The organism is Achromobacter sp. B7, assembly GCF_003600685.1.
Classification (GTDB): Bacteria; Pseudomonadota; Gammaproteobacteria; order Burkholderiales; family Burkholderiaceae_B; genus Achromobacter; species Achromobacter spanius_B.
Map to the genome: position 1 here is coordinate 2,512,011 of NZ_CP032084.1, position 20,562 is coordinate 2,532,572.

Here is a 20,562-nt window from a genome sequence, read left to right on the forward strand (position 1 = left end):
GGGCTTTACACCACCCGCGTCAGCACCTTTTCTTCCCGAAACCAGCCGTCCAGATTGGCCACCATCAACTCGGCCATGGCGCGGCGGGTTTCGTGCGTGCCGCTGGCGATGTGGGGCAACAGCACCACGTTGTCCATGGCGTGCAGGGCGGCCGGGGTCTTGGGTTCATGTTCGAACACGTCCAGCCCGGCTCCCGCAATCCGCTTGCCTTCCAGGGCGCTGACCAGCGCGGCCTCGTCCACGACCGTGCCGCGCGCGATATTGATGAGCCACCCATCGGGGCCCAGCGCTTCCAAGACACGCGCGTTCACCATGTGCTGCGTGGCGCCGCCACCGGGCACCGCCAGCACCAGGAATTCGCACTGCGCGGCCAGCGTTTCGATGTCCGGCACGTAACGGTATTCCGCCGGCGCATCCGCGCGCGGCTTGCGGTTGGTGTACAGAATTTGCATGTCGAAGGCGGCGGCGCGGCGGGCGATCTGCAAACCGATATTGCCCAGCCCCACGATGCCGCAGCGCTTGCCGCTCATGCGGGTGCCCAGCGGAAAGCCTTCGTTGGGCCAACGGCCGGCGCGCACGAAGCGATCGGCTTGGGCGATGCGGCGCGGGGCGGCCAGCATCAAGGCCAACGCCGTGTCGGCGACGCAGGCGTCCAGCACGCCGGGAGTGTTGGTGACGACCACGCCGCGTTCGCGGGCTGCCGCCAGGTCTATCGTGTCGTATCCCACGCCAAAACTGAAAATGCCTTCCAGCGCGGGCAGCGCGTTGATCAGGTCGGCGGTAGCACCAAAGCGTCCGCTGGTGGCGATGCCGCGTATGTTGGCGCCGTGTTCACGCAGCAGCGCATCGGCGTCGGCGGCTTCCCACAGGCGATGCACGTGATAGCGCGATTCCAGGTCGGCGACCAGATCGGGCAGCAATGGGCCGACCATCAACAGGTGCGGGGCGGAGGAGGGCGTGGAATCTGTCATGGATGCGGCTTATTGGAAAGGCTGAAAGAAAATGGCTAAATGAAAGCGACCGGCCCGAACATCGGGCCGGTCAACGATCAATTGGTCTGGATATTACGGGTCTTGATGATCTGCCCATAGCGCGCGCGTTCGCTGGCGGCCAGCTCTTGCAACTGCTGCGGGGTGGAACCGTGCGCGACGGCGCCTTGCGATTCCAGCTTGGTCTTCATGACCGGATCGTTGGCCACGTCGCGAATGGCTTGCGACAGCTTTTCGATCACGGCGGGCGGCGTGCCGGCAGGCGCCAGCACGGCGGTCCACGAGCCGGATTGCGCGTTCTTCACGCCCGCCTCATCGATCGTGGGCACGTCGGGCATGGCGGGCGAACGCGTGGCGCCCGTGACAGCCAGCGCGCGCAGCTTGCCGCCGGTGACGTAGGGCATGGTTTCCAGTACGGACGCAAACAGCATGTCGACGCGGCCGGCCATCAGGTCGGTCATGGCGGGGCCGCCGCCTTTGTACGGCACGTGCATCAGGTCCACGCCCGTGGCCTGTTGGAAGATTTCGCCGGACAGGTGCGGCGCGCCGCCCGTGCCCGAGCTGGCGAACGTGTGCTTGCCAGGTTCCGCCTTGGCCAGCTTGACCAGCTCGCCCACATTCTTGGCGGGCAGGGTGGTGGGCACGACCAGCACGAAGGGCAGGTCCGAAAAGAGCGACACGGGGGCGAAGGCGGTGGCCGGGTCCGAATGCAGTTTGTAGATCCACGGATTGATCGCCAGCATGCCCGAATTGGCGAACAGCAGGGTGTAGCCGTCGGCGGGCGAACGCGCCACCAGATCGGCGGCGATCTGGCCGCCCGCGCCGGGGCGGTTGTCCACCACCACGGACGACGCCAGCTTGTCGCCCAACGCCGCCGCCAACAGGCGCGCCGAGATGTCGGTGCCGCCGCCCGGTGAAAAAGGCACGATCAGGTTGATCGGGCGCTCGGGGTACCCGGCGGCCTGCGCGCTGAACGGCAATGCGGCGGTGGCGGTCAGGGCCAGCGCCGCGGCGATGAGCCGGACGCGGTGGCGTGCGATGGGGGTTGTCTCCATATCTTTTCTCTTTTTGGGGTGGGAAACGGCTTGCGCCGCGAAAAATTACCGTGCTGCGGTGATGCTCCTTTGGATCCCTGATGCCGTCGTGCGGCCATTTTTTGCGAGTATAGAAACGGCTTTCGATGGATAGCCGTTCGAGCTATAAATAGCATTGATCAATTCAAGGATTGAATCGATGGAGTTTCGTCAGCTCGAGTGTTTCATTGCGGTAGCCGAGGAATTGCACTTCGGCCGCGCGGCCGAACGGCTATGCATGACGCAGCCGCCGCTGTCGCGCCAGATCCAGTTGCTGGAGCAGGACCTGGGCGTGACGCTGTTCGAGCGCAACAGCCGGCAGGTGTTGCTAAGTGCCGCCGGACGCCGCTTTCTGCGCGATGCGCGTCATTTGCTGGAGTTCTCGGCACGTGCCGCCGCCACGGCGAGGCGCACCTCGGGCGGCGAGGCCGGGCATATCACCCTGGGCTTTACCGCCGTGGCGTCCTACCGCTTGATGCCGTCGATGATCATGCGGGCGCGCAAGCTGCTGGCCGATGTTGAAATCCAGCTGCGCGAAACGGTTAGCACCGATCTGGCGCGCTTGCTGGTGGCGCGCGAACTTGACGCGATTCTGGCGCGCAGCGTGCCGCAGCAGGCGGGCATTGAATCGCGTTTGGTCGAGCGCGAGCCGCTGGTGCTGGCCTTGCCCGTGGGATCGCCGTTATGCGAACACGAGACCGTGCCGCTGCGCTTGTTGCAAGGGCAGCCCTTCGTGCTGTATTCGCCGCGTGATGGCAAGTATTTTTACGACCGTATCGTGGGCGCGTTTGGGCTGGCCGATGTGCAACCGGACTATGTGCAGCGCGCGGGGCAAACCCATACCTTGCTGGCGCTGGTGCGGGCGGGGCTGGGCGTGGGCATCGTGCCGGATTCCGCGCGTGAACTGCGCTTTGAAGGCGTGGAGTTTCGTCCGATCGGCCAGCGCGACCTTTACGCGGATATGTATTTGGCGTGGCACGCCCAGCATGACAATCCCGCGCTGGACGCGTTTCTGGAACGCGTGGTGGGGGTGGATGGGGCGGGGCGCCGCGCGCCGTAGGCCGCCGTGCCTACAGCTGCATCTTGCGCTTGCCCAGCAGCGTCAACGCCAAACTACGGCCGGTACGCATGAACGGGTACAACGCCGTGGACAGGCAGGGGTTGCGGAACACGGCGGCGTTCACGCTGTTGAACAGGTCGTTGCTGGTGCTGATCAGGGCCAGCCGGTTGATGCAATCGGCGCCCCAGTAGTCTTGCCCGTCCAGGTGCAGCAGCATGCCCTGGTTCAAGTCGTAGCCTTGCGCCTTGTAGGCCACGGCCAGGTCGGAGTGGTCGCGCATGTTCAGCAGGTCGATCGGCCCCACCGCTTTCTGCAATTGCAGCATCCGCACGTAGTTCGAGCAGAAGGGGCAGTCTCCGTCGTACAACAGGAAGTTCTTGGAGATGGACATGATGCACCTTGGGTTGAAAATACAGGTCCATTAAAACGCAATGCGTGCCGCTGTGCGCGGGGCGTTCTGCCAGCCGCGGGCCTTCACCCTTGCGCGGGCGGGCGGCGCGTGGCGGCGTCGCGATCCTGGTCGCGCCAGCGCGCGCGCAGCTGTCCGATCTGGCGCAGCGCCGCTTGCGACATTTTCCACCAGCCGAACGGCCGGGGGTCGGCCAGCATGCTCATGGCGCGCGCGTAGTCCAGCGTCAGCCCGGGCGTCCAGGCCATCGTCAGGGCACGTTTACGAATCTGCGAGGCCACCCACAGTTCCGGCGTCAACAGCAGACGCAGCAATACGCGCCAGCCGGCCTGGCTGCCATGCAGCCGTCCCACCACGCCGTCCAGCGCGGCATCCAGCGCCCGGGCAACCGAGCTTGAGCAGTTGCGGTGAGTCAGGTTGTAGGTGCTGTCCTGGCGATACTGCTGCCAGAAATCGGCCAGCTTCTGCGCGTCGTAATTGCGAAACCGCACGCGCACGGTCGACGGGCACCAGGCCTTGGATTCCGTGGGGTAGTCGGGTTGATACACGCCGGGGATATCGTTTTCGGCGGTGGCGCGCAGCAGGTTGCCGAATTCATCGGGCGAGCGGTCGATTTCGTCGCGCGGGTACAGGCTGATGTAGATGCCTTCCGGCGATTCCAGGGCGGCGTGCCCGGTCGAGATGACGCCGTTGACGTCCACGGCCGCAATGTAGCGGTCCACCAGCGGAAGGTTGCGTGTTTGCGCCTTGGCCGAGCCGGACGGCGTCCACACGTGTACCGTCAGCGCGGGCTCGGAGTCGGCGGGCGGGCCATCCCACATGGTGGGGCCAAGGGGGCGGGGCGCCAGTGTCGACCCTGCCTGTGAAGCCGCCGCAGAAGCGGGCTCCGACGGCATGAAGTCCGGCGACGGGTTGGAGGCGAACGCCGGGTTCGATGCCAGGTGCCTGACGCGCCGCGCCAGCCACAGCAGCTTCAGGCCCGCGATTCCCAGGAACAGTCCCACGCAATACGGCAGCGTGCCGACATAGTTGGTGGGGTAGGGCTGGAAGAAGAAAATGGCCAGCAGGATTTCTGCAATGCCCCCCGCAAAGGCGTAGCGCCAACGCTGGTAGCGCACCACATACGCGGCCAGGCACTGCAATACGCCGTCGGTCAGGAACAAGGCGCCAAAAATCATCGATAGGGCAAAGTGCCCGTGGTGGTGGCCCGCCAATATCAAGCTGCCGGCCAGCAGCACGAACAGCCCTTTCACATAGCGCAGCACACGCTGCCCGCCCACGCCGCTGGACGCGATCATCAGCGTGGCCAGCCCTTCGATGATGAAGAGGATGGCGAAGGCGTTCAGCGGAAAGTACAGCGCGTTGTCCAGCGCGTCGATGAAAACGAAGATGCCCGCGACCAAGAAAAACAACCCGGCCGCGAACAGGCCCTTCCAACGCTTGCGCAGATAGGGGACTCCCAAGAGCAGCAATACAAGTTGTGGCATGCCTGTGTTTTCCGGTTCAAGAAGGGCGAAGGACGAAAACCGAATCGTACAGAAACTTGATGGCTTTTTTTACCTTTATGGCTGCTGCTGGGGCGGCGACTAGGGCTGCGGCCGGGGCGTCGTCGGCGCATCCCACGCCAGGCCCATCGCGTAGCCGCGCACGTCTTCCGGCCACGCGGCGACACATTGCGCGTAGCGGTCGCGGTCATCGGCGTACAGCGCGCGGGTGGCTTCTTCAAAGCCGGGCAGGTTGCCGGCCATACTGGCCATGAACCGGTACGCGGCTTCCTGGCGCTGACGTTGCCGACCTTGCGCGTCGTTGTCACGGCGAGCCTGTTCCACCAGCTTGCGCAACACCACCGACGCGCCGCCCGGCTGCGCGCCCAGCCATTCCCAATGCCTGGGCAACAGCGTGACTTCGCGCGCCACCACGCCCAGCTTGGGCCGGCCGCGCCCGCGCGGCGCCAGGGCGGCGCTGTCGGAGATCTCGTTCGATTCGGGGGGCGCGCCAGCGGCCGCCGCGCCAACGGCCGCCGCGCCATCGGGCGAACGGTAGCGGTCGGCAACCTGCGCGTCGGAACCGGACAGGTTCAGGTCCGTCTGCGTGCCGCTGCCGTCTTGATAGACAAGCAGCGCTTGCGCCGCATCGGCGTCCATGGCGCGCTTGACGGCAAGCGCCACGTCGGCCAGCGGCCCGGCGGCAAGTATTCGGTGGTCTTCAAAGGCGGTGTAGGTGGGGGTGGGCGAGTGGTCAGAGACAGTCATGGCGTATGGGTTCCGGTGGCCAATATCGGCTTGGATGCGTCCAACGCCTTTTGTGAAACGGCGGCGGAAACGTGGTGCAATTATGACCCGGGTAAAAATAACATGTCAATAACGCCCGGGTAAAAATAGTTGTGGGATTCATGAGTCGGGGCTATAACCCGGGCACTGATTCCGGCGCCCATGCGTGCCGGCCTAGCTGCGCCGTACCCTGTAAAAAACCCTGCATAAACCTAGGGTAGACACCTAGAAAAAATCAGCGGGCGGCGTATAATCTTGCTTTGCGCCCGGAGTTACCCATGCGTCTCGTTCAAAAAGCGCTCACCTTCGACGATGTGTTGTTGGTGCCTGCGTATTCCGAGGTGTTGCCGCGCGACACCTCCCTGGCCACCCGCCTGACCCGCAATATCAGCCTGAATATTCCCCTTGTGTCCGCCGCCATGGACACCGTCACCGAGTCGCGCCTGGCTATCGCCATGGCCCAAGAAGGTGGCATCGGCATCATTCACAAGAATTTGACCGCCGATCAGCAAGCCCGTGAAGTGGCTCGCGTCAAGCGCCACGAATTCGGCATCGTGATCGATCCGGTCACCGTCACCCCCCAAATGAAAGTGCGCGACGCCATTGCGTTGCAGCGCCAGCATGGCATTTCGGGTCTGCCGGTCGTTGAAGGCCGCAAGCTGGTCGGCATCGTGACCAATCGCGATCTGCGTTTTGAAGAAAACCTGGATCAACCCCTGCGCAACATCATGACGCCGCAGGAACGCCTGGTCACCATGAAGGAAGGCGCCACGCTGGACGAGGCCCAGGCGCTGATGCACAAGCACCGTCTGGAACGCGTGCTGATCGTGAACGACGGCTTTGAGCTGCGTGGCCTGGCCACCGTCAAAGACATCGTCAAGAACACCGAACATCCGATGGCCAGCAAAGACGGCCAAGGCCAGTTGCGCGTTGGCGCAGCGGTTGGCGTGGGCGCGGGCACTGAAGAACGCGTGGAAAAGCTGGTTGCCGCTGGCGTTGACGTCCTGATCGTCGACACCGCGCACGGCCACTCCAAGGGCGTGCTGGAAGGCGTGCGCTGGGTCAAGCAGAACTACCCCAAGGTTGAAGTCATCGGCGGCAACATCGCCACCGCTGCCGCCGCGCGCGCGCTGGTCGAGTACGGCGCCGATGGCGTCAAGGTCGGTATCGGCCCCGGCTCCATCTGCACCACGCGTATCGTCGCCGGTGTGGGCGTGCCGCAGATCCATGCCATTTCCGAAGTGGCCAAGGCGCTGGAAGGCACGGGCGTTCCGCTGATCGCCGACGGCGGCATCCGCTACTCGGGCGACGTCGCCAAGGCGCTGGCCGCCGGCGCGTTCTCGTGCATGATGGGCGGCATGTTCGCCGGCACGGAAGAAGCCCCGGGCGAAGTCGTGTTGTTCCAAGGCCGCTCGTACAAGTCGTACCGCGGTATGGGCAGCCTGGGCGCCATGACGGACGGCTCGGCTGACCGCTACTTCCAGGACCCGGCCAACAACGCCGACAAGCTCGTCCCCGAAGGCATCGAAGGCCGCGTCCCCTACAAGGGCAGCGTGCTGGCCATCATTTACCAATTGGTCGGCGGCATCCGCGCCTCGATGGGCTACTGCGGCGCCGCCACCATTGACGACATGCGCACCAAGGCCGAATTCGTGGAGATCACCTCCGCCGGCGTGCGCGAGTCCCACGTACACGACGTGCAGATCACCAAGGAAGCGCCTAACTACCGCGCCGACTGATCCGTACAGTCAACTACAATGTCATGCATCACGCACCGGCAGAATCGCATTAACAATCGCGGTTCTGCCGGTGCGGTTTTATTTAATCGGTAGAGCTCAATGCACCAGCGCATCCTCATTCTTGATTACGGTTCGCAAGTCACCCAACTGATTGCCCGCCGCGTCCGCGAAGCCGGCGTCTATTCCGAAGTGCACCCGGGCGACGTCGACGACGCCTTCGTGCGCGACCAAATGGCGCAGGGCTTGAAGGGCATCATTCTGTCCGGCAGCCACGCATCCGCGTACGAAGAAGGCTCGATGCGCGTGCCGCACGCCGTGTTCGAACTGGGCGTGCCGGTGCTGGGCATCTGCTACGGCATGCAGTCCATGGCGCAGCAACTGGGCGGCGTGGTCAGCTTCTCGGACCACCGCGAATTCGGCTACGCCGAAGTGCGCGCCCACGGCCACACCAAGCTGCTGGAAGGCCTGGACGACTTCACCACCCCCGAAGGCCACGGCATGCTGAAGGTCTGGATGAGCCACGGCGACAAGGTCACCGAGCTGCCCCCGGGCTTCAAACTGATGGCGTCCACGCCGTCGTGCCCCATCGCCGGCATGGCCGACGAAGAACGCCGCTTCTACGCCGTTCAGTTCCACCCCGAAGTCACGCACACCGTCCAAGGCAAGGCCATGCTGGCCCGCTTTGTGAACGAGATCTGCGAATGCCAGGGCGACTGGAACATGCCCGACTACGTCGCCGAAGCCGTCGCCCGCATCCGCGAGCAAGTCGGCACCGACGAAGTCATCCTGGGCCTGTCCGGCGGCGTGGACTCCTCGGTGGCCGCTGCCCTGATCCACAAGGCCATCGGCGACCAGCTCACCTGCGTGTTCGTCGACCACGGCCTGTTGCGCCTGGACGAAGGCAAGCAGGTCATGCAGACCTTCGCCGAAAACATGGGCGTGAAGATCATTCACGTCGACGCCACCGCCCAATTCATGGGCAAGCTGTCTGGCGTTGCGGACCCCGAAGCCAAGCGCAAGATCATCGGCCGCGAATTCGTCGAAGTGTTCCAGGAACAAGCCGGCAAACAGCAAAGCGCCAAGTGGCTGGCCCAGGGCACGATCTACCCCGACGTCATCGAATCCGCCGGCGCCAAGACGGGCAAGGCCACGTCCATCAAGTCGCACCACAACGTGGGCGGCCTGCCGGACACGCTGAACCTGCAACTGCTGGAACCCCTGCGCGAACTGTTCAAGGACGAAGTCCGCGAACTGGGCGTTGCGTTGGGTTTGCCGCCGCAGATGGTCTACCGCCACCCGTTCCCGGGTCCGGGTCTGGGTGTTCGGATCCTGGGCGAAGTGAAGCATGAATATGCTGAACTGCTGCGCCGTGCGGATGCGATCTTCATTGAAGAATTGCGGAACACCAAGGATGAGGCTAGTGGTCTGACTTGGTACGAGCTGACCTCGCAAGCGTTTGCCGTGTTCCTGCCGGTGAAGTCGGTGGGCGTGATGGGCGATGGACGGACTTATGAGTACGTTGTGGCCTTGCGTGCCGTGCAGACGTTTGACTTCATGACCGCTGACTGGGCGCCGCTGCCGCACCCGCTGCTGGCTCGCGTTTCTTCGCGGATCATTAATGAAGTGCGCGGGATTAACCGCGTGGTTTATGACGTGTCGAGCAAGCCGCCGGCGACGATTGAGTGGGAGTGAGTTGGGCGTTTTAGGTAATTAACGTGCGAATGAAAATGCCGGGGAGACCACCGCGAGATGCGGATGGTGCCCCGGTTTTTTTTGTGCCTAAGTCGGTTATGGAGCAAGACGACGAGCAGAGGCTCTGTGTTTGGTTTGCCTGTCAATCAGTGCTGTTTGGTAATTGCTATAGACAGCTCATGCCTTCTTTTTTCGACAAGGTGAGACTTGATAGCGGGGTGATGATCGCGACGACAGTCCCATCTCGAGACATATTGCCTGCGATGTCCTTTCCTGGAGATATCGATCTTTTGATCATTCCTTATGTAGGTGATCATTTACTGGTAGCTCAGACGCTAGCGGTTGAAGTCAAGATTGTGCGCGCCAAGTTTCACGCTCAGGGCAAGTCGCCTAATGACTTCGGATTCTCGCAAGCAAACGGCATGGTTCGACATGGTTTTCCGTTTGTGGGAGTTGCCCATCTGATCGTTTCGGACAGTAGCCCGATGAAAGCGTGGCGATCCATGCATGCCGTGGACGTCATTGATGCAGAAAGTGGGCGCGTTCGGGAACCGAGAGAGGTCTTCGTGGATATGCTGCCCGCAGACCTAATAAAAAGATCTTATGGGCGATTGCTAAAAAATTGCCAATCCAAACAGGTCGGCCTTCTTGCGGCATACCTGGGGGAAAGCGGAAATTGGATTCCGGATGGGCGCCAAGCCAGAAAGAACCGAGCGCTGAGTCGGGAAACCTTGAACGCAATTGCGTATTATTACCGCGAAAATTTATGGAGGTTCCGGGATTTACCTCGGTTTCCTGACGACTTGCAAAGAAGAGAAGTTCGTTCGGCTTACTAGTGCTGCTCGGTTTGGTAATCTGATGAGCTCGGGCACATAGGACGGCGCGATTTCAACAGTGCAACTGGGCAAGACAACACTCGACTTCATTAAGATCGTCAAGAAGAAGGCGCGGCTCTACTTTTTCGGCAAACAGGGTGCCTCTCGCGTTTGCATAGCAGAAATCGATCAAGTGAACGATTTTTGAGAGTATTGGATCAACCATGCAACTTGCCAATAGAGACGCAAGCAAGTGGGCGACGACGAAGTGATCCTGGGCCTGTCGGGTGGCTTGGCGGCGACCGTTCGCGGCGCGGCATTAGGATTTGGCTTTCCGTGATGGGCGCGGGCTTGTCGTCGTTGTACTTCAAGGCCAGCGCAGCGCGGGCGAACACTTCCGATTCCCCGGCGTCCAGTGCGATGGTCTGCATGGCGTCGCGGGATTCCTGCGCCCGGTCAACCGTGCAGGACTGCGTAAGCGCCTTCGATGACATGTGCGGCCACGTCGCCCTTGTGGGGTATGCGCACGTCCGCCACGGTGTCGTCGCAGACCAGGCCGGTTTGGCACACGAAGCGGAACATTCCAGCGCGCATCTGATAGCTACTGGTGCCGTCATGCAAGTTCAGCAGGATGATTTCGTTGGCCTCACGGCCGTTGATCTGGCTGGCGTGGCGCAGCCGGATCATGTACTTGGTGTAGTCGCGGCGGTCGTCGTTGCGCACGCGGGTCTGGCACACCATCAAAGGTTTGAAGCCTTCCCCGCGCAGTTCCTTCAGCACGGTGGCGGTGGGGATGTAGCTGTAACGATCCGAGCGGCTTTCGTGCGGGGCGTCCGCAAAGATGGACGGGGCCACCGCGCGGATTTGGTCATCCGACAAAGGACGTTCCGAGCGCAGCACTGGCGAACGGGAAGCGAAGCGGGAAGCAAGTTGCATGGTCTTTCTCCTGACAAAGTTGGCTGTTGAAGAAACCTCACCGGATTCCTAGATTCGGAGCCCAGCCTTTCGGCTGTTCGGTGCGGTCGGCACGAAGAACCCGGTTGGCCTCGTTGCCACCGTCTTTCCTGAGTTCATCGCCCGCGACGGAAGGGAGCCTGTGGACGGGGGCCGTCAAGGAGGCAAGCGCAGGGTTGGTGCGGTCCGCAGGCGCTGCAGAGGACACGGCCCTGCGCGCCTTGACGGCACATGGCCGCGGGCTACAGTCGCGAAGAAGGTGATGAGTTCAAGGAAGACGGCTGGACAGGCAACGGCCATCCCTTTGTGCCGACCGCACGCAAGCGAAGTGCGCAGGCCCGAAGCTGGTCGCCGGGCCGAAGGCATCAGCCGAGCGGAGCGAGGGAACGATGGAAGCCCGAAAGGGGCGAGACGCCAGGACCGCAGGGCAGGGTGGCTCGATGCGCAGCACGACAGCGCGCCCGGCCGCCTTCTTGGCCGGGGACGTCCAGACTTAGGTCGGTATCCGGGTACCTGAGCATCCGTTCGATGACGCGCACTGGGGTACCGACAGAAGTGGCTTGGTCAAATACGCTACCAGCCATGTTCACTATCAAAGACCGGCCATGAGCGCACTCCAATCCGATAATCCGAAGCAGATCTGCGAAAACATCCTCATCGAGGGGAAGCGCTACAACGTCGAGCACCGCATCCTGCCCAGTGAAAATGCCGTTGCCGATCGACTGCTTGCTCGTGGCATCGAGCTCACCGAGGCCTATGAGGAACTGCACGGCAAGCTCCACGCACATCCGCATGCGCTGCAGGTCTTTCTAGGGCTTGTCCTCAGCACCGCCGCATTCTGGAGCCCGGAGAAGATCGCGCAGGCGCGTACCGCACGAGGCGATCTCGGCAACGTCAACCAGCAGATTGCGAGGAAGGCGGCAGAGCTGGCCGGTCTGCTGCAGCAGCGTTCCGATCTGCACAACACCTCTGGCTTCAGCACCGACACCCACTACCACGTGTGCGATGTGATCGAGGCGGCGGCCAAGCGCAACTACCTTTTCACGTCGTATGTCCAGGAGCGCCTCGACGCTCTTCACGGCCAGTTCGATTTGAAGTATTGGCCGTCGCTGAGCGACTTCCTGCAAGAGCTGGCCGCCGATGCCGAGGGCGCGGTCATTGAAGCCACAGACCCCTTGACCGCGGCCGCCACCATGGCGTCGCGTCCGTCCCGCGCGGATTTCATCAAGGCGCTGCTCGCAGCCATCGACGAGAACAGGGGGCGCAACCACGGCCAACTGCCCAACGATTTCAAGGTCACCGACAACACGCTCGCTACCTTGGCGAGCTGTGTGTTGGACCTGGGCGCCGACGATCTGGTCGATGGCCCCTACGTGAAGCGGCTCCGTCAGCGTGAACGCGACGGAGCCAAGTAGCCGCCGACGGGGCCCTTCGGTGACTTCGTTTCGGGCCGATCAGGCGCAGCCTGTTCGGCGGCTTTCAGGGGCGCCAAGCAACGCGCGGCAGGGATGGGCTGCCGGCCAATCCTCTGGAGGCATGCCCGAAGGCCGGCGACCGACACACAGGGCACAGCAAAAAAAGGGGGCAAAGCCCCCATGCATCAGATCAGGCCCCTCTCAGCGAACGATGTCGCGTCGTTGCCCGCCACAATGATGTGGTCCAGAACGCGCACGTCCACCAGCGCAAGTGCCTCCTTGAGGCGCTTGGTCAGCAGTTCGTCGGCCCGCGAAGGCTCTGGGTTCCCGCTCGGATGGTTGTGGCTAATGATCATGGCCGCCGCGTTGTGCTGCATGGCCAGCTTCACCACCTCGCGTGGATAAACTGCCGCCTGGTCGATGGTGCCCTGGAACAGTTCGACGTCCTCAATCAGGCAATGCTTGGTATCCATCAGCATCACGGCAAACACTTCGCGCTCGTAGCCAGAGAGCTTGGCCTTCAGATAGTCCTTGACCTCGCTCGGCGACGTGAACGAGGCGCCGCGTCTGATCTTCTGGTCGATGATTTGTCGTGCGGCTTCCAAGATCTGGTCGGCGGTCGTCATGAGGTAACGCCCCTGGTCGTCACGCACCAGCAGGGAAGAATCGAGTGACAAGGAAAGTTGCGACATGATCGTGCTCCAGTTGCTCGGGCGGAATTGCCCGGAACCGGCTGCAGCACGGCGCAGCGCAAGCAGTCAGGGGTCGGAGACGGCCACGGCCGCAAGTGCCAAAGGCGCGAAGCCCTTGACGGCGAGAACGCCGTGATACGGTGAAGGGAACAGCAAGACCGCCCCACATACCGTCCACCGTACACACCCGTTCTTCGGCAAGCGCAGCGCGCAGGTCCGAATCAACGGGCCGGAGGCGTCAGCCGAGCAGAGTGAGGGAACGATGGAAGCCCGAATGGGGCGAGACGCCGTAGGTGGCTCGATGCGCAGCACGACAGCGCGGCCGGCCGTGTACTCTTGGCCGGAGACGTCAAAAGATATTGCAGATGTGAAGAAAATCCTATTGCGGAGAACATTGCCGGCACCATGACCACCATCTATATCGATGAAAGCGGCCACAGCGGCGACATGATCAACAGCGGTAATGGCTATGACTTCAAAGGCCAGCCTTACTTTGCATTGGCCGGCGTCGGACTTGAAGATGGCCATGATTGGGGAGGCCTCGTCAGTGAACTGCGAAGTCGCCACCGCGTTGCTCCTGGTGAACTCAAGTCGAAGTCACTGGTCTCCAAGCCAAAGTTTTCCGCTGACGTGATTAACGCCTTACTGGACCGCCCGGCGCCTCTTTTCGTTGAGCTGGTCGACAAGCGTTACTTCATCTGCATGAGCATCACGTCGTTCCAGCTTCTCCCACCCTGTCTCGGCTACCCGGAGTCGGTCGAGCTGCACTTCCTCAGAAACACAGTTGCCGATTTCCTGCATTTCCACGCGTCAGAGCACGTACTGGACACGTTCGTCGCGTCCTGCCAGACGCCAGATGACGCGACACTTCGTGCGTTGTTCGCGAGCCTGCGCGAAATGGCGAAACAATCGAACTATGAGGGAGCGGCAGTGCAAATCGCCCAGGGCATCGGCCACATGGTTGAGATGGCCGAGACCGAGTACCGGGAGCTAAGTGATGCTCAAGGCGAGCCCTGGCGGCGGTTTCTTCCGCCTCCCGATATCAACAAGCATTCAAAGCAGGTTTGGATGCTACCCAACCTCACGTCCTTCACGAACATCTACGCCCGAATGAATCGCTACTATGGCCGGCGATTGGCTGGCCTCCGGCTAGTGCATGACCAGCAGTTCGAGGTGGAGAGCATCCTGCGTCAGGGCAAGGCCACCGCCGAACACCTGGGCAGCACCATGGACCTGCCCTACACGCCACAGTCTGACTATCGGTTTGAGGAAGAGGCCAGCATCGATTTTTCTCAGTCGCACCAGGCGATCGGCCTGCAATTGGCCGATATTGTGGCTGGCGCCACGATGCGTTTCTTTCGTGACACGGACGCTGGCACGTCGGTGTCGCGCGACCTGCACGAGGCCATCATGCGGCTCATCTCCGAAGGGGATGAGCGGACAGGCTACGGCCTCAATCAAGTCGTGCCGACTGCTAATGTTCGCAGCGCAGGCTTTGATGCTTCAACTTCCGGCCCTCGGGCGCCAAGAGGCTCGCGCTGACGCGCTAAATGCTATGCATCTTGGACATCATGCAAGCGAAGCGTCCAGGGCTTCCTCGAATTGCGCCGCTTCGTGTCTCATCCTGTGGTCCATTCGGCCGAACACATTCCGAAGCTCAACCCGATAGGAGGCTTCTGTCGGAGAAGCCGCGCCCCGGATCACGGCGGTCATGAACGAGGATGCAACGTCAGCCAGCTTGTGGTCACGCTGAAGCTTGATGTGACTGCGAATGGCAACTTCCAGCAGATAGGTCTTGAACGATGCAGAAAGTTTTTCGCTTGGAATGATGTCTTCCAGCATAGTGCCAAGCACCTTGGTGGCTTCTTTTGAAATGTAGTGCCGGTCAAAGCCATCGGCGGTACGCGTGGCCTCTGGAATCTCTGAATCATCGATGCGCGCGCACTGTTCGGCCCAATCTGTGGCGACGTTGACCATGCGGTAGAGAAGATAGTGAAACGGCGTCGGCCATTCCTGATAGGCCTCTTCGTCAGGTGGCACAGACATCTGCTTCAGGATCTTTTCCGCGAAGTGCCCGAAATAGTGCAGCCACATATGGTCTTGCAGACCCTGGTGGATGCCCTCGTGAACCATGATCTCAAAGAGCGTTATGCCCGAATTGATCGGGCAACGGAATCTCCCTGCGTCGTAGTAGGAGCCCAAGGATTCGTTGAGCTTTTCGACCAGTTTGCGATCTTCATCCAGTCGCCGGCATACCGCGTCGCCAATAGCCTTGTCCAGGCCATTCTTTAGCGCCGCAGCGGCATCGGAAAAAAAGAAGTGAAGCAGTCGGTTGTTCTTCGGCAGGAACAGGCGACTCCCACCATTCAGATTCTGATTGTTCTTCAGTTCGACATAAAGACGGCTACCTGGCGCATCAAGTAGTGCATCCATGTAGTGCTCGATAAAATCAGAGCGTATCGCCTCGTCAGCTTCAAGGAGCTTGAGGCCGAAGTGCGGGTGGGCCATGGCCAGGTGGATGGTCAGCTCGGGAGAGGTGACCAGATTTAAGAGGACTTCGCGGGCCTGCGTGCTGGCTTCGTCACGCGTCAATATCCAGGACTTCAAAGATTGCAGCGCGGCACTCCAGCGCTGCCGCCAAGCCGGCCTTGCACGAGGTGTTTCCCCGCGCAAGAGTGCGGCCATGTCAATGTTGGGCGGATGGAGACGATCAACCCAACCGGCAAGCAGCGACTGCTGCTTGGTCAGGAGAATCAGCTTCGGCAGTTGTGGTTCGACCAGCAACACCAGCTCGTCGTAGCGCTTGGTGAGATGCAAGTTTTCAATCAATTCACGAAAGACGCGGATTCTTCCCCGGACCAGCGTGGGAGATCTCGTCCGCCAGAAAAAGTAGAAGACGACAGAGAGAAGGAGCAGATAGACCGCGCTCGAACTATCGAGCCCCCATTTCCACGGCCCCGCGCTGTAGTACAGCCCGAGCTTTTCCAAAGCAGGCGCAAATACCAAATAGTGGATGATGAGAAAGACCGCGCCGCCGACAATCCAATCCGCCCAGGTCATGCAGAAGCGAAGTCGAAGTCTGCTGGCAGGCGAGATCAGTGCCCACACTGCGGCGATAACGCCCAATATGGTCAGCAAGCTGGTGGTGTCAATTTGGGCAGGAGCTGTCATAGCGTGGTCTTTTGCGTCCTTTCGTTTATCGGCAAAGATTACATGCACTTGGGGACAAAGCAGGAGATATGCCGTGGGTTTCGTGCGACGCCCAAGTTGCTCCAAGGTGCGAGTAAGAGAATGAGGTGAAGTCCCCAGGCTTACGGAGACGTTGCTTGGGAAATGATGCCGTCGCGTATCCCACAGCGATAGTGTGGTCCTGCATGGCAACTCTGGCAGCGTCAATGTGCCCTGATTTTCTGAGTCATGCCATGCTGGTGCTGTTGGGCTCAAGATGCCCACCCAGAGGGTTATGCGCCAAGATGGCCGCCGTCGCATCGCGGTACCGTGCGTCCTTGACCACCTCAAGCGAGGCGCGCAGGGCCGTCAGGGCTGGATGTGCCTAAGGGTCAAAGCCGCATGGTCGTCAATTGGTATGGGGCACAGGGCAACGCCTACATGCCAGACAGCGAGATGCGCAACGATGCACTACAGGTGGCCCTATCTTCGTGACGTCAGTACTTGTGGACTGACGCTGGATGGAGGAATCTATTTGTTACTATGCTCCAAGGCCACCCCAAGGGACTTGGGGGCGAGGCTATAGGGAAAACGACATGGAGACTTGAGCATGGCAGGGGCTTCCGCCGATCAATACGCCGCGGGCGAGCAAGGCTTGGGGTACATCTATCAGCCTCGCTTCGGTCTGCTGAGGCTTTTGCAACTGCCGGAGAGTACGTCGATCCTGATTGAAAAGGATGATGACCTTGACTTCATCGACAAGAATGGTGTCAAGACCCTGGCCTCTCTCAAGCACAAAGGGGTTGGTGATCGCCTGACGGACCTATCCACGGATTTCTGGAAGTCGGTCCGAATCTGGCTGGCCCGCTACAACCGCGATGGACGTAGTGAGGCCAGCCTTCGCTTCTTTTTGTTTTCGACCGGCACTGTTTCAAGCACGTCCTTCTTACAGCGCTTCCTGTTGGAAGCGCCTTCGGAAAGCGGCGGAACTACGTCGCTGTCACAAGTCGCGTCCGATGTCCTTGCCAAGACCGAATCGAAACTCATCAGTTCAATCGCCGAAGAGTTTCACAAGCTCAACGACGACGAGAAAGAAGATTTTCTCTCGCGCATCGTGATCTTTGATGGCGGACCTCGCATCGAGGATGTGCCATCAATCATCAAAGACCAGCACATGCGCAGCATCCAACGTGACAACCGAGATGCCATCTTTGAGCGTCTCGAAGGTTGGTGGAATGACACCATCGTCAATCTGCTGGTCGGAAAGCGCACCGAGCCAATCTTCGGCTACGAGGTCTCAGACAAGCTTTCCTCATTTTCCGAGGAGTACAAATCAGACAACCTCCCGATCACATTCAGAGGCAAGGTGCCGGCTGGAGAAATCGACGCAGACAACGATCCACGGCTTTTCGTTGTGCAACTGCGAGAAATTGGTGTTGCCTCCAACCGCATCCGCAACGCTATCCTGGATTATTACCGGGCTTTCGAGCAGCGATCTTCCTGGGCTCGCGAGAGCCTCCTGATTTCGGGCGAAATGGAAGAGTACGAAGACCGCCTTGTCGATGAATGGAGCCGCTATCGGGATGTGGTGTTCGAAGAGCTCGATGACGAAAGCGCCGATGCGGTTCTTCTGGACGCAGGCAAAGCACTGTATCGCTGGGTTGACCTGGAGAGTGGCAACAGCAGCACGCTTCGCATCCGGGAGCGCGTGACCGAACCCTACGTGGTCCGTGGCGGATTTCATATTCTTGCCAACAGCCGGCCGCTTCCAAGGGTCTACTGGCACCCTCGCTTCCTCGACCGTGTCGGTCAGGTGTTGGGGGCTGCGGAATGAAGCGATGGGATCAACGGCCATTCGAAGTCAGAAATCTTTTCAATCCAGCCTTCTGTGGCCTTGTGTTGTTCAGGGCATTGCTGGGCTATGAGGAAGAGAACCCGGATGGCATGCCTTTTTCTCTCGCGCTGCTCGTGTTGCCACTGTGTCTGCAGAAAGACGCTCGTCAAGTGATCTCGGGAAACTCTCGCAGCTATCTGCTGAAGATCGTCGAGAAGAATCCTCAACTCCTGGTTGGCTTCGCCGAGCGGACCAGCGACATGTTGCCATTCGCACTGGAGGCCTTCGGCTTGCTGATGGAGCGGGGATGCTTTGACGTATCGCAGGATGGCCGGTTGAAGACCGTATCGGGCCGGGTTCGAAAGTCTGTGACAGGGACTGAAGAATCCGTTTCCTGCCAGCGTGTCGCACGTATCGTTGGAAAAGAATTTGCCCGCATCGCAGACCGCGTGACGGTGTACACGACCTTTGGAATACGCCCATGAAGATCAAGTCGATTCACATCTACAGCCACGATGGCCAGCGTCGAGATCTTCAGTTCAAGGTGGATGGCCTGAACGTCATCACCGGACGCTCCTCTACCGGAAAATCAGCACTCTCTGAGATTGTTGAATACTGCATGGGGCGCTCGACCTTCAATGTCCCCGAAGGCATCATTCGCGACAAAGTGGCTTGGTTCGCTGTGATCTATCAGTTTCCCCAGGAACAGGTCTTGATCGCGAAGCCCACGCCAACTGCCGGGGGGACGAGTTGCAGCACCGCCATGCAGCGACGGGGAAATCAGCTGGCAGTCCCTGACTTCAAGGATCTAGTGGTCAACACCGATGACGATGCGGTGGTTGCACTGTTGTCACGGTTGCTCGGCATTCCTGAAAACCGAACCGATGTCGCGATCGAGCACAGCCGAGTGAGCTACGACGCGAACGTCAAGCACACCTACTATTACCTGTTCCAGAAACAAGGAATTGTCGCTAATAAGGATCAGCTCTTCTATCGCCAGAATGAAGGGTTTCAGTCACAGGCGATCCGTGACACGCTGCCGATACTTCTCGGCATTTCCTCCAGCGATCGGTACGAACTGGAAGTCAAGCTGCGCGCTGCCCAGCGAGAACTGAAGCTCAATGCAAAGCTATTGGAGCAAGCCCGCGACGCGATAGACACGTCCCAGCAGAAGGGTATCGGTCTTTTCTCAGAGGCCAAGACGGTCGGCATCATCGGGCTGGAGAACCAACAGGCTGGGGTGGATGGCGTGATCGACGCCTTGCGTACTGCCTTGGAATGGAAGCCAGCCTCGGTTCCCGAGGACGATGGTCACCGAGTATCTCGGCTCGAAGAAGAGATCGGCCAGCTACGCAAGGATCGACGCGAGGTTCAGTCCAAGATTGATGCCGCCCGCCTGTTTTCGAAGCAGGCTGGTGGTTTTGAGAGCGAGGCGCTGGAACAGAAAGATCGGCTCGCTTCCATCAAGGCTCTTCCCAAAAATCCTGAGACGGGTGAATGGCAATGGCCATTCTGCGAAGCGAATCTGGCTTTGGAGTCTCCTGTTGCGAAAATGCTCCTCGACGAATTGACGACGCTCGACGAGGAGATGAGCATCGTGGCCGGGCAACGCCCCAAGCTGGAGGCCTACCTGACCGAACAGGATGACAAGGTGCGAGAAGTCGTAGACGCAATCAAGAGCAAGGAAGCCGAGCTTTCAGCGGCGATCGCCGCGAATGAGGTGATTGCGCAAATGGGGACGCGCAACAATGCAGCTGCGCGGGTCGTAGGTCGCGTTAGCTTGTTTCTAGAGAACCTCGTCCCCAATGCGGAGCTTGCTTCGCGTGAGGCAGAACAGCGCCGCCTTAAGTTCAAGGTCGAAGAACTGGAGAAGAAAGTTGGCGCCGACGACAGCCATGACCGACTGATTTCCATCTTGAACAACATCTCGGCGCAGGTGTCACGTTACATAGAGACCTTCGAAGCGGAGTTCAGCGCCTTCCCTGCGCGGCTCGATCTCAACCATCTCACCATCGTCTTTGATCGGCCAGACCGTCCGGTACCGATGAGTCGAACTGGCGGCGGTGAGAACCATCTGGCGTATCACCTCTCAGCATTGTTGGCTCTGCATCTCTTCGCCGCGAAGAACAACTGCCCGATTCCTCAGTTTCTGCTTATTGACCAGCCAACCCAAGTTTATTTCCCGTCGGAGAAGGTCTATCAGGAAGCCGATGGGTCTGTTCAGAAAACGGAAGCGGACGCCGATCTGGCGGCGGTGCGCCGATTATTCGAACTGTTGCTGAAATTCACGCAGGATGACGTGCCAGGCTTTCAGCTCATCGTTACCGAACACGCGAACCTTCGAGATCAATGGTTCCAGGATGCTTTGGTTGAGCAGCCTTGGACGAAGCCCCCAGCACTGGTGCCGGAAGACTGGCCTTTGCTGCCACGGTCATCGTCGTGACCAGAGTAG

The 20,562-nt window shown here is 60.6% G+C and carries 16 protein-coding genes and 1 pseudogene; 9 read left to right on the forward strand and 8 right to left on the reverse strand.

Annotated elements, in window-relative coordinates; all coding sequences use genetic code 11:
• Positions 1–5 precede the first annotated feature (5 nt).
• Complete coding sequence (locus DVB37_RS11320) at positions 6–971, reverse strand: 2-hydroxyacid dehydrogenase (RefSeq protein ID WP_120155161.1); 966 nt, start codon at positions 969–971, stop codon at positions 6–8.
• 77 nt (positions 972–1,048) lie between these two features.
• A complete protein-coding gene (locus DVB37_RS11325; RefSeq protein WP_104143719.1) occupies positions 1,049–2,044 on the reverse strand; it encodes a tripartite tricarboxylate transporter substrate binding protein in 996 nt (331 codons plus the stop codon).
• Between the two features lie 178 nt (positions 2,045–2,222).
• On the opposite strand from DVB37_RS11325, the gene DVB37_RS11330 reads away from it, so the two are divergent.
• Entirely contained in the window at positions 2,223–3,122 is a 900-nt protein-coding gene (locus tag DVB37_RS11330; RefSeq protein WP_104143721.1) for a LysR family transcriptional regulator, read from the forward strand.
• Positions 3,123–3,132: 10 nt separating this feature from the next.
• Here the strand turns inward: DVB37_RS11330 and DVB37_RS11335 are convergent, their stop codons facing one another.
• The 3 genes from DVB37_RS11335 to DVB37_RS11345 form a co-directional block, all read right to left on the reverse strand.
• Positions 3,133–3,513: a DCC1-like thiol-disulfide oxidoreductase family protein gene (locus tag DVB37_RS11335; protein ID WP_120155163.1), complete on the reverse strand. Its 381-nt coding sequence runs from the start codon at positions 3,511–3,513 to the stop codon at positions 3,133–3,135.
• 83 nt (positions 3,514–3,596) lie between these two features.
• A complete protein-coding gene (locus tag DVB37_RS11340; RefSeq protein ID WP_104143722.1) occupies positions 3,597–5,018 on the reverse strand; it encodes an HdeD family acid-resistance protein in 1,422 nt (473 codons plus the stop codon).
• A gap of 99 nt (positions 5,019–5,117) precedes the next feature.
• A complete protein-coding gene (locus tag DVB37_RS11345) occupies positions 5,118–5,783 on the reverse strand; it encodes a DUF2239 family protein (RefSeq protein WP_120155165.1) in 666 nt (221 codons plus the stop codon).
• A gap of 296 nt (positions 5,784–6,079) precedes the next feature.
• On the opposite strand from DVB37_RS11345, the gene guaB reads away from it, so the two are divergent.
• The 3 genes from guaB (at position 6,080) to DVB37_RS28340 (ending at position 10,068) form a co-directional block, all read left to right on the forward strand.
• Positions 6,080–7,540: an IMP dehydrogenase gene (gene guaB / locus DVB37_RS11350; protein WP_046805860.1), complete on the forward strand. Its 1,461-nt coding sequence runs from the start codon at positions 6,080–6,082 to the stop codon at positions 7,538–7,540.
• Positions 7,541–7,639: 99 nt separating this feature from the next.
• Entirely contained in the window at positions 7,640–9,232 is a 1,593-nt protein-coding gene (gene guaA, locus DVB37_RS11355) for a glutamine-hydrolyzing GMP synthase (protein WP_120155167.1), read from the forward strand.
• 98 nt (positions 9,233–9,330) lie between these two features.
• Positions 9,331–10,068 carry a hypothetical protein gene (locus DVB37_RS28340; protein ID WP_162941198.1) on the forward strand — a complete coding sequence of 246 codons (738 nt, stop codon included), beginning with the start codon at positions 9,331–9,333 and terminating at the stop codon, positions 10,066–10,068.
• 287 nt (positions 10,069–10,355) lie between these two features.
• Here DVB37_RS28340 and DVB37_RS11360 read toward each other — a convergent pair.
• Positions 10,356–10,983: pseudogene (locus tag DVB37_RS11360) on the reverse strand (DUF932 domain-containing protein); the annotation flags it as partial.
• Between the two features lie 623 nt (positions 10,984–11,606).
• Here DVB37_RS11360 and DVB37_RS11365 point away from each other — a divergent pair.
• Positions 11,607–12,416, forward strand: a complete 810-nt coding sequence (locus tag DVB37_RS11365) for a hypothetical protein (protein ID WP_120155169.1) — start codon at positions 11,607–11,609, stop codon at positions 12,414–12,416.
• A gap of 185 nt (positions 12,417–12,601) precedes the next feature.
• Here the strand turns inward: DVB37_RS11365 and radC are convergent, their stop codons facing one another.
• Complete coding sequence (gene radC, locus DVB37_RS11370) at positions 12,602–13,108, reverse strand: DNA repair protein RadC (protein ID WP_120155171.1); 507 nt, start codon at positions 13,106–13,108, stop codon at positions 12,602–12,604.
• A 405-nt stretch (positions 13,109–13,513) separates the two neighbouring features.
• Between radC and DVB37_RS11375 the strand changes: the two genes are divergently transcribed.
• Entirely contained in the window at positions 13,514–14,650 is a 1,137-nt protein-coding gene (locus DVB37_RS11375; protein WP_120155173.1) for a DUF3800 domain-containing protein, read from the forward strand.
• A 27-nt stretch (positions 14,651–14,677) separates the two neighbouring features.
• On the opposite strand, the gene DVB37_RS11380 is transcribed toward DVB37_RS11375, so the two are convergent.
• Positions 14,678–16,279, reverse strand: coding sequence for a hypothetical protein (locus DVB37_RS11380; RefSeq protein WP_162941199.1), 1,602 nt, complete (start codon positions 16,277–16,279; stop codon positions 14,678–14,680).
• Between the two features lie 607 nt (positions 16,280–16,886).
• Here DVB37_RS11380 and DVB37_RS11385 point away from each other — a divergent pair.
• From DVB37_RS11385 to DVB37_RS11395, 3 genes are read left to right on the forward strand one after another with little or no spacing between them, the layout of a single operon-like run.
• Positions 16,887–18,110 (forward strand): ABC-three component system protein, encoded by a 1,224-nt coding sequence (locus tag DVB37_RS11385; protein WP_120155175.1) that lies wholly within the window; start codon positions 16,887–16,889, stop codon positions 18,108–18,110.
• The gene (locus DVB37_RS11390) at positions 18,107–18,595 is read left to right on the forward strand and encodes a three component ABC system middle component (protein WP_120155177.1); all 489 of its coding nucleotides are present in this window, start codon (positions 18,107–18,109) and stop codon (positions 18,593–18,595) included. Before DVB37_RS11385 ends, DVB37_RS11390 begins: the two co-directional genes overlap by 4 nt.
• On the forward strand, positions 18,592–20,553 hold the full coding sequence (locus DVB37_RS11395) for a DUF3732 domain-containing protein (protein ID WP_120155179.1): 1,962 nt from the start codon (positions 18,592–18,594) through the stop codon (positions 20,551–20,553). Before DVB37_RS11390 ends, DVB37_RS11395 begins: the two co-directional genes overlap by 4 nt.
• The last annotated feature ends 9 nt before the right edge of the window (positions 20,554–20,562 follow it).